8 protein-coding genes are annotated in these 9,646 nt (G+C 61.0%); 1 reads left to right on the top strand and 7 read right to left on the bottom strand.

The genetic code is table 11. From position 1 onward, the window contains the following. The 7 genes from hflX to nnr form a co-directional block, all read right to left on the bottom strand. Positions 1-1,003, bottom strand: a 1,003-nt coding sequence (hflX, locus tag ADK28_RS02845; RefSeq protein ID WP_048794822.1) for a ribosome rescue GTPase HflX, incomplete at its 3' end; no start/stop codon positions are given. A 98-nt stretch (positions 1,004-1,101) separates the two neighbouring features. After that, positions 1,102-1,410 (bottom strand): RNA chaperone Hfq, encoded by a 309-nt coding sequence (gene hfq, locus ADK28_RS02850; protein ID WP_004933678.1) that lies wholly within the window; start codon positions 1,408-1,410, stop codon positions 1,102-1,104. 114 nt (positions 1,411-1,524) lie between these two features. Continuing rightward, the gene (gene miaA / locus ADK28_RS02855) at positions 1,525-2,466 is read right to left on the bottom strand and encodes a tRNA (adenosine(37)-N6)-dimethylallyltransferase MiaA (RefSeq protein ID WP_004933679.1); all 942 of its coding nucleotides are present in this window, start codon (positions 2,464-2,466) and stop codon (positions 1,525-1,527) included. Continuing rightward, complete coding sequence (gene mutL / locus ADK28_RS02860) at positions 2,459-4,342, bottom strand: DNA mismatch repair endonuclease MutL (RefSeq protein WP_048794823.1); 1,884 nt, start codon at positions 4,340-4,342, stop codon at positions 2,459-2,461. The genes miaA and mutL overlap by 8 nt, the downstream gene beginning before the upstream one ends. Before the next feature lie 22 nt (positions 4,343-4,364). After that, positions 4,365-6,161, bottom strand: a complete 1,797-nt coding sequence (gene amiB / locus ADK28_RS02865) for an N-acetylmuramoyl-L-alanine amidase AmiB (RefSeq protein ID WP_048794824.1) — start codon at positions 6,159-6,161, stop codon at positions 4,365-4,367. Between the two features lie 7 nt (positions 6,162-6,168). Then, the gene (gene tsaE / locus ADK28_RS02870; protein WP_025305017.1) at positions 6,169-6,639 is read right to left on the bottom strand and encodes a tRNA (adenosine(37)-N6)-threonylcarbamoyltransferase complex ATPase subunit type 1 TsaE; all 471 of its coding nucleotides are present in this window, start codon (positions 6,637-6,639) and stop codon (positions 6,169-6,171) included. 10 nt (positions 6,640-6,649) lie between these two features. Continuing rightward, complete coding sequence (gene nnr / locus ADK28_RS02875; RefSeq protein WP_048794825.1) at positions 6,650-8,164, bottom strand: bifunctional ADP-dependent NAD(P)H-hydrate dehydratase/NAD(P)H-hydrate epimerase; 1,515 nt, start codon at positions 8,162-8,164, stop codon at positions 6,650-6,652. On the opposite strand from nnr, the gene queG reads away from it, so the two are divergent. Then, positions 8,163-9,302, top strand: coding sequence for a tRNA epoxyqueuosine(34) reductase QueG (queG, locus tag ADK28_RS02880; protein ID WP_048794826.1), 1,140 nt, complete (start codon positions 8,163-8,165; stop codon positions 9,300-9,302). The two genes, nnr and queG, sit on opposite strands and share 2 nt — an antisense overlap. The last annotated feature ends 344 nt before the right edge of the window (positions 9,303-9,646 follow it).

Below are 9,646 nucleotides of genomic sequence, written 5' to 3' on the forward strand. Positions count from 1 at the left end.
TTTCGTCGTTGCGGTCGATACGCGGCACAAAATCGTCCAGCATATCTATTTTGTTCATCACTAACAGTGTAGGAATTTCATCCGAGTCTATCTCCGCCAGCACGGTGTTCACCGCTTCGATGTTCTCATCGACGCGCGGATCTGCGGCATCGATGACGTGCAGCAGCAGAGATGCCTGGCGCGTTTCCTGCAGCGTCGCCTTGAAGGCGGCCACCAGATCGTGCGGCAGGTGCCGGATGAAGCCTACGGTATCCGCCAACACGGTATCCCCCACGTCCGGCACGTCAATGCGCCGCAACGTAGGATCCAGGGTGGCAAATAGCTGGTCCGCCGCATACACCTCGGCAGACGTTATTCGGTTAAACAGGGTGGATTTGCCGGCGTTGGTGTAGCCCACCAGCGATACGGTCGGCACATCGGCACGGGTCCGCGCGCGTCGGCCTTGTTCACGCTGCTTTTCTACCCGCTCTAGGCGGCGCAGAATCAAGCTGATGCGATCGCGCAACAGGCGACGGTCGGTCTCAAGCTGGGTTTCCCCCGGCCCGCGCAGGCCAATCCCCCCTTTTTGCCGCTCCAGGTGCGTCCAGCCGCGTACCAGACGCGTGGCGATGTGACGCAACTGCGCCAGCTCCACCTGCAGCTTACCTTCATGGGTGCGGGCACGCTGGGCGAAGATGTCTAAAATCAGCCCGGTGCGATCGATCACCCGGCATTCGCACAGGCGCTCAAGGTTTCTTTCCTGCGCCGGGGAAAGGGAATGATCAAACAGGACAACAGACGCGCCGCTGGCTTTCACCGCATCTGCAATTTCTTCGGCCTTTCCTTCGCCGACAAAGTACTTCGGATGCGGGGCTTTGCGGCTACCAGTCACCACTTGCAAAGCTTCGACACCGGCTGAGGAGACCAGCGATTCGAACTCGTTGAGGTCTTCCGTATCTTTGTCTTGCGAGAAATAGATATGAACCAGTACGGCCTGCTCACCGGCTTCATAACGGTCAAACAAGCGTGCAACCTCTCAAACGGACACTCACCGTGAGTTTGGGGGACATAAACAGCCCGCGGCTGCTTATGCTCCCCGTCATGGTTGTCTTGCAACGCGCTTTATTCAGCGTCATCGCTTTCCTGCTGCGGCTGTTGCTGCGCAGACGGATTGTTGCCATGGTGATAGTTGCTTGAACCGCCGCTCGGGTTGTTGCTGTGATGCGAAACCGGACGTGACGGGACAACGGTAGAGATAGCGTGCTTGTACACCATCTGGCTAACCGTGTTCTTCAACAGGATGACAAACTGGTCAAAAGACTCAATCTGGCCTTGCAGCTTAATACCATTCACCAAATAAATAGAAACCGGAACACGTTCACGACGCAATGCGTTCAGGAACGGATCTTGCAAAGATTGCCCCTTAGCCATTCTATCTTTTCCTTATTTGCTTGTTGTTTGTAACTAAGAACCTGTCGGCTCTAAAATAAACGACGTAAAAAATTTGCGCGCTGAATACTCAGCAATTGTACACAATCACCCAACCTATGCACTAACAACCTGTGTCACCGAGTCCAAAGCCTCTCCCGGCTTTTCACTGTCCAACCAATGGACCGACTCCCAACCCCGTAACCAGGTCATTTGGCGTTTAGCCAACTGACGTGTTGCGCAAATACCACGATAAACCATCTCATCGTAACTAATTTCACCAGACAAGTATGACCACATCTGGCGGTAACCGACACAGCGAATGGAGGGCAAGTCCGTATGCAAATCACCCCGTGCGAAAAGTGCACGCGCTTCCGTCTCAAAACCCGCCGCCAACATTTGATGGTACCGCAGCTCGATGCGTTGATGGATCAACTCACGGCTGGTCGGCGCTATCGCAAATTGGTGAACTTGATACGGCAACGATTCACCCGAAATTTTAGTCAGTTCCGTTAAAGTTTTACCCGAAATAAAAAAAACTTCCAGTGCTCTGGACAGTCTCTGCGGATCATTCGGATGAATTCTCAATGCCGCGACCGGATCGATCGCCTGTAACTGACGGTGCAACGCCTCCCAGCCCTGCTCCGCCGCTTGCCGTTCGATGCGCTCGCGCACCGCGGGATCGGCGGACGGCAACGGCGACAATCCTTCCAGCAACGCCTTGAAATACAACATGGTGCCGCCCACCAACAGCGGAATGCGGCCGGCGGCGGTGATGTCGGCCATCTCTTTCAGCGCATCGGCGCGGAACTCCGCGGCCGAGTAAGCTTCGGCGGGATCGCGAATATCGATCAGCCGATGCGGCGCCTGCGCCAATTCTTCGGCGCTCGGCTTGGCGGTGCCGATATCCATGCCGCGGTAAATCAGCGCGGAATCGACGCTGATCAGTTCCACCGGCAGGCGTTCGCGCAGCGCGATCGCCAGCGCGGTCTTGCCCGAGGCGGTCGGCCCCATGATGAAAATAGCCGGGGGACGTGGTGTCATTTCAGTGTCAGTCATGCTTGAGGGCCGCCAGTGCGGCCTGTAAATCAACGGGTTGTAAAAGTCCGCTCGGTGGCGATTTGACCAGCTGCGGGCAAAGTCGTTCAACGTCGGTCAGCAATTGTATCGCTTGCGAGGTGTTCCACTGTTCATGTTCGCTGCCAAGACGGCGAGCGAGCCAGGTGGCCAGCACCGCGGGCGACATCTCCTGATGTTCGGCCAGATAGCCTAACAGTTCGGGTATCAGTTTTTGTAAATTTTGTTGGCGTAATGGTAAAGGCACTGCGCGCAGCGTCACACGGCCGTGATCCGCCTGCAGATCCAGCCCCATCATCGTCAGCAGCGCCTGATGCCGCGCGATGGCCGCCGCTTCGCTCTTTTCCAACGTCAGCTTGACTGGGATCAGCAGCGGCTGCGGCCGCAGCCCTTCCGTCGGCGGGTTGAGCTGCGCCTGACGCAGCCAGCGCTCGGCCACCGTAAGATTGAGCAACGCCGGCTGCTGGCGCTGTTCAATCAACGCATAACACGGCGGATGGATCATCAACACCCGGCCAAAACTGTGCTGGCCGCCCGCCAACGGCGTTTCCGCTGCGGCTTTCGCCGGCGGGAACAACGGCGGCTTGATCGAGACTTCCGGCGCGGCCTCGGCCGGCGGCTCGGCGGCGGGCTGCATCAGTTTACCGTACAGCTCGCCTTCGCGTTTCTGATAACCGCCCGCCGCTTGCCAGCTCGGCTGCGGCGGCCGCTCGCGGGCGGTGGCGGCCGGTGGCGGCGTTTCACGGCGCGGCGCAGGCTGAGAAAAATGGTTGCCGCCGGCGGCGACGCGGTTTTCCTGCTGCCAGACCGGCGCGGGCGCTTCGTCCGGCGTTTCCGCCAGCGGCAGCGACGGTGTCTGACCGGCCTGTTGCAGCACGGTGGTCACCGCCTGGTAGATAAAATCGTGCACCAGCCGCGCCTGATGGAAACGCACCTCGTGCTTGGCGGGATGCACGTTGACGTCCACCTGGTGCGGATCGACCTCCAGATACAGCACGTAAGCGGGCTGCTGATCGTCCTTCAACTGATCCTGATAGGCCTGACGAATGGCGTGATTGATCAAACGATCGCGCATCATGCGGCAGTTGACGTAACAATACTGCATTTCACCCAGTTGGCGCGCCCCGGCCGGATCCGCCACCCAACCGCGGATGCTCAGATCGCCGTGCTGCCAGTCGATGTTCAGCGCATGCTGCAAAAACGCCGGGCCGCAGATGCTGCCCAAACGGCGCTCGTGCTGGCTTTCTTCCTTCGCCGCCCGGTATTGGCGGATCAGTTTGCCGTTGTGGCTGAGGTTGATCGCCACATCGAAGCGCGCCAGCGCGATGCGCCGCACCACTTCATCGATATGGCCGAATTCGGTTTTCTCGGTGCGCATGAACTTGCGGCGCGCCGGGGTGTTGTAAAACAGATCCAGCACTTCCAGCGTGCTGCCGACCGGGTGCGCGGCGGGTTTGACCGTCACCGCCTGCTCGCGCCCTTCGGCATAGGCTTGCCACGCCTCGCTCTGGTCGGCGGTGCGCGACGTCAGAGTCAAACGGGACACCGAACTGATGCTGGCCAGCGCTTCGCCGCGAAAGCCGAGGCTGACGATCGCCTCCAGGTCGTCGAGCGTGCTGATTTTACTGGTGGCGTGCCGCGCCAGCGCCAGCGCCAGATCGTCCTTGCCGATGCCGCAGCCGTTGTCGCGAATGCGGATCAGCTTGGCGCCGCCGCGTTCGATATCGATATCGATGCGCGTCGCACCGGCGTCCAGGCTGTTTTCCACCAGCTCTTTGACGACCGACGCGGGGCGTTCGACCACCTCTCCGGCGGCGATCTGGTTGGCGAGCTGTGGCGGTAACACCTGGATAGGCATGCTGACTCCTGTAGCGGTGGCGCTAGGCCTGCGGAATGGTCAGCGTCCGATCCAGCGGCGCGACGTCCGACTTCAGATTATTGACCCGTTTCAGATCGCCGACGCTGACCCCGTAGCGGGAAGCGATGGAGGACAGCGTATCTCCGCGGGCCACTTTATGTTTAGACGGCCTTTTCGCCGGTGTTTTCGCTTTGGCGACGGCGGTGACGGCGGCGGTTTTCCCCGCCGGCACCTTCAGGCGTTGCCCGACCCACACGCCGTCTTTCTTCAGTTTGTTCAGATCCCGCAGCGCCGCCATGGTGGTGCCGTAGCTGTCGGCGATGCCGGACAGCGTCTCCGCCCGTTTCACCACGTGGATCTGGGTCTTGCCGCTAACGCTGCGGCTCGCGCCGGCCGGGCTGACGATAGGCTCCGGCTGACGCACGTCTGGTGTTGAGGTGTTAACCGCCGCTGCGACGTCCAGCGGTCGGTTTTCCACCTTTGGGTCGGCTTGCAGCGGATGCGCCAGGAAGTAGCTGCGCAGGCCGTTATGAATGGCCTTGGCAATCTTCTCCTGATACGCGCTACTGCCCAGCAGCCGCTCCTCCGTGCTATTACTGATAAATCCGGTTTCCACCAGCAGCGATGGAATATCCGGCGAACGCAGCACGCCTAGGCTGGCGTGTTCCGGCCGGCGTTTATGCAACGATCCGACGCTCTGCAGCTGCTGCAGCACTTTCACCGCCACGTCGTACCCGACACGCTGCGAGTGGCCGAACTGCAGATCCAGCACCGCCTGGCTCAGATAAGGGTCGGCCTGGCTATTGGCCAGCAAATCGCCGGCGCCGCCGAGCAGCTCAGACTGCTTCTCATGCTGTTCGAGCCAACCGGCCATTTCGCTGTTGGCGCGGCGATTGGACAGCACCCAGACGGAAGCGCCGCTGGCGCTGCGGTTTGGCGCGGCGTCGGCATGGATGGAGACCAGCACGTTGGCGCCCTGTTTACGCGCAACGTCGGAACGCCCCATCACCGAGATGAAATAGTCACCGTTACGCGTCAGCACCGGTTTGAACTGCGGGTCGGCGTCCAGCATCGCCTGCAGGCGACGCGCGATGGCGATGGTGACATTCTTTTCTTTCAACCCGCTCGGGCCGATGGCCCCCGGATCCTGGCCGCCGTGGCCGGCGTCGATCGCCACCACCACCCGATCGCCGGAACCGGCGGAAACGCGGCTGCTGCGCGGCGTGACCTCAGTGGCGGTGCCTGCGACCACGGTCTGTTTTTGGGTAAAGGGATTCGATCCCGTCGGCGCTTTGCGCAGCGGCGGCTCCGGCGCTTCACGCACCGCGACCGGCGCCTGACGCGGCGGTTGACTGACGGCGACCGGCGGAGGCGTTTGCACCGGCGCTTTACGCGCCACGATATTGGCGCCGCCTTCGGCCGAAATGGTGAACACCACGGTATGCACGCCGCCGTTCTGGCGAGTGGAAACGCGGGTTTTGGCGCGCTGGGTCAGATCAAACACCAGGCGCACGCTCTGAGCGTCTTTCGGCGCGCTGGAGCGAATGCTTTTCACCAGGTTTTGCCCGCTGAAATTGAGCGGAAGACCGCCGACCTTGCCCTTTTGATTAACGTCCAGCACCACCCGTTCCGGGCCGTGCAGCGGGAAAAACGCATAGTCCGGCGGACCATTGAAGCTCACCGACACCGTCGCTTCGCGTTGGGCGTTCGACACTTTGATATCGGACAGCGAGGACGCCGCCAACGCGTTCAACGCGCCGAGCGGCCCCAGCACGGCGATCAGTATGATGACCGCAAATTTTTTCAACACCTGCGTCATTGCAGCATCATCCCTGTGATCCATGAATGCGGTCTAACAACTGGCTGCCGTATGCGGAAATCGCCTCAATCTTCGCCTCTCGCCCCTCGCCCTGATAGCTGAGGTGCAGCGCCAGGTCCGGCTCCGGCAGCACGCCGGTGCCCTGCTGCGGCCATTCGACCAGGCAGATGGCGTCTTGCGCGAAGTAATCGCGAATGCCCATGAATTCAAGCTCTTCCGGATCGGCCAAGCGATACAGATCGAAGTGATACACCGCCAACGGCTGCAAGGCATAGGGCTCTACCAGCGTATAGGTCGGGCTTTTGACGTTGCCCTGATGCCCCAACGCCTGCAGGAAGCCACGGCTGAAGGTGGTTTTACCGGCGCCCAGGTCGCCGTAGAGATAGATGACGCTGGCGCGATCGCAGGCCTTGGCCAAAGTGGTGCCCAAAGCGACAGTCGCTGCCTCGTCCGGCAGAGGTAAAACGAGTTCTTTCATTCGATAAAGTCTATTTTGCCCACTCAGGATTAACGAAATGAAGGATGTCCGGCAGTAAATCGGTCGCCAACATGCCTCTTGTTCCTTGTCTTTCCGCTACGCGATCGCCGGCCGCGCCATGCACGACGCAGCCCGCACAGGCGGCATCATACAGCGGGAGCTTTTGCGCCAGCAAACCGCCGATGATGCCCGACAGCACATCGCCCATGCCGCCGGAGGCCATGCCGGCGTTGCCGACGTCGGCAATCGCCATCTGCCCCTGCTCATCGGCGATCAGCGTACCGGCGCCTTTCAGCACCGCCACACCGCCGTAGCGCGCCGTCAGCTTGCGCACGGCAAGTAAGCGATCACTCTCGATGTCAGCAGTGCTGCAGCTCAACAGCCGCGCCGCCTCTCCAGGATGCGGAGTCATCACGCGATTCTGCCGTTTCTCGGGATTTAATGCCAGCAAGTTCAGCGCATCGGCGTCCCACAAGGCTGGTTTATCGCTGGTTTGCAGCACGCTCAAGGCGTTTTTGCCCCACTCAGCCTGGCCCAGCCCCGGGCCAATCACCAGCACATCCGCCCATTGCATCGCCTGCCGCAGCGTCGCCTCGTCCAGCGCCTGCGCCATCAGCTCCGGCCTGGCCGTCAGCAGCGGCGCAACATGATCGATGTGAGTAAGCACTCGCACCAATCCAGCCCCGCTGCGCAGCGCAGCCTCCGCCGCCATGCGAATGGCGCCACCGAAACCGCTATCGCCGCCCACCAACAGCAGGCGGCCATGCTCGCCCTTATGAGCGCAAGGACGGCGCGGATGCAGCCAGCGCGGCAACACCTCGGCGGTAAGCCGCTGAATCTGCTCCGGTTGCTTCGCCAACCAACCCGATAAGCCTAGCGCATTCTGATGAAGTTGCCCGACCCAGTCACGCGCCTGGCCGGTCAGCAACCCCGGTTTGAGGCCGATGAACGTGACGGTGTGCGCGGCACGCACCACCGCGCCTGGCGCCGCGCCGCTTTCCGCCAGCAGGCCGGACGGAATATCGAGCGCCACCACCGGCGCCGAATGGCGGTTGGCGGCCTCGATCAGCGCGTCGTAAGGCGCACGCGGCGCGCTGCCCAGACCAGTGCCCAGCAGGCCGTCGATGATGAGCGAAACAGACGCCGGCCAGCGGCTGTTCGCCGGCAGAATGTCGCCGCCTGCTGCTTGCCAGGCCTCGCGAGCCGCTGCGGCTTCCGGTGGCAAAGGACGTGCGCCTTCGCAGGCGATCAGCGTCACCTGCACGCCCGCCGCCTTCGCCAGACGCGCCACCACATAGCCGTCGCCGCCGTTGTTGCCGTGGCCACACAGCACCAGCCAGTGGTCGCGGGAAGGGTACGCGTTGCGCGCCAGCGCGTAGGCCGCCTGACCGGCGCGCTGCATCAAATCGTAAAGAGAAATACCGAGCGAGGCCGCCGCCGCGGGTTCCGAGCGACGGATCCAATCCGCAGGCCAGACAGAGTGTGGTAAACTGTCAGCGTATGCTTTTTCATTGTGGCCCGTCATGACGCACCCCCTCGATCTTCATCAACTCGCCCAACATATCAAGCAATGGGGGCAATCGCTAGGATTCCAGCAGGTTGGCATCTGCGATACCGATCTGAGCCTTGAAGAGCCGAAGCTGCAGGCCTGGCTCGACAAGCAGTACCACGGCGAGATGGAATGGATGGCGCGCCACGGCATGTTGCGCGCACGCCCTCACGAACTGTTGCCGGGCACGCTGCGAGTGATCAGCGTACGCATGAACTACCTGCCGGCCAAGGCGGCGTTCGCCAGCACCTTGCAAGATTCGCAGTTGGGCTACGTCAGCCGCTACGCGCTGGGGCGTGACTATCACAAGCTGTTGCGCCAGCGCCTGAAAAAACTGGGCGATCAGATCCAGGAATACTGCGGCGAGTTGAATTTCCGCCCCTTTGTCGATTCTGCGCCGGTGATGGAGCGCGCGCTGGCCGCCAAGGCGGGCATCGGATGGGTTGGTAAACACTCACTAATTCTCAACCGCGAAGCCGGATCGTGGTTTTTCCTCGGCGAATTGCTGATCGATCTGCCGCTGCCGGTGGATCAGCCGCAGGAAGAACAGTGCGGCCGCTGCGTCGCCTGCATCACCACTTGCCCGACCGGCGCCATCGTCGCCCCCTATACCGTCGACGCCCGGCGCTGCATCTCCTACCTGACCATCGAGCTGGAAGGCGCGATCCCGGAAGAATTCCGCCCGCTGCTCGGCAACCGCATCTACGGCTGCGACGACTGCCAGCTGATCTGCCCGTGGAATCGCTTTTCGCAGCTCACCGACGAAGACGATTTCAGCCCGCGCGCCGCGCTGCATGCACCGCAGCTGATCGATCTGTTCAACTGGACAGAAGAAAAATTCCTGCGCATCACCGAAGGCTCGGCGATACGCCGCATCGGCCACCTGCGCTGGCTGCGCAATATCGCCGTAGCGCTGGGCAATGCGCCTTATGAAGGCCGCGTCGTGCTCGCGCTGCGCACGCGTTTGGGCCAGGACAGCATGCTGGACGAACATATCCACTGGGCGCTGGCGCAACAGCTCGCCCGCCGCGAAGCGCAGGGCATCGAGGTGCAGACGGCACAGAAAAAACGGCTGATACGGGCTGTGGAAAAAGGTTTGCCGAGGGACGCCTGACGGCGTGCGCCGCGCAGGCTTATCGCCGGAAGACTCACTCTGTGGATTTGTGCATAAAAATAAAAACACGTTGTCTTTCAACTGCAACAAAAAGAGCAAGTGATCGGCATAACGTTTTGGGATAAATAAATAAGCATATAAATCAAATAGATAAATATTTAATTTGTATGACGTTGATTTTTCAGGCAGGCGAGTTTATGTGCAGAGGCTGTGGATAACTCTGTTCACAACATTTTTAGCAGGCGTGTAAAACGGGACAAAAATCCGCGCCGGATAAGGCGTTGGACTTGAGTTTGAAACGAAGAGAAAATTGGAGCGGGAAACGAGACTCGAACTCGCGACCC

The sequence above is a fragment of the Serratia sp. 506_PEND genome (assembly GCF_001076875.1).
Classification (GTDB): domain Bacteria; phylum Pseudomonadota; class Gammaproteobacteria; order Enterobacterales; family Enterobacteriaceae; genus Serratia; species Serratia marcescens.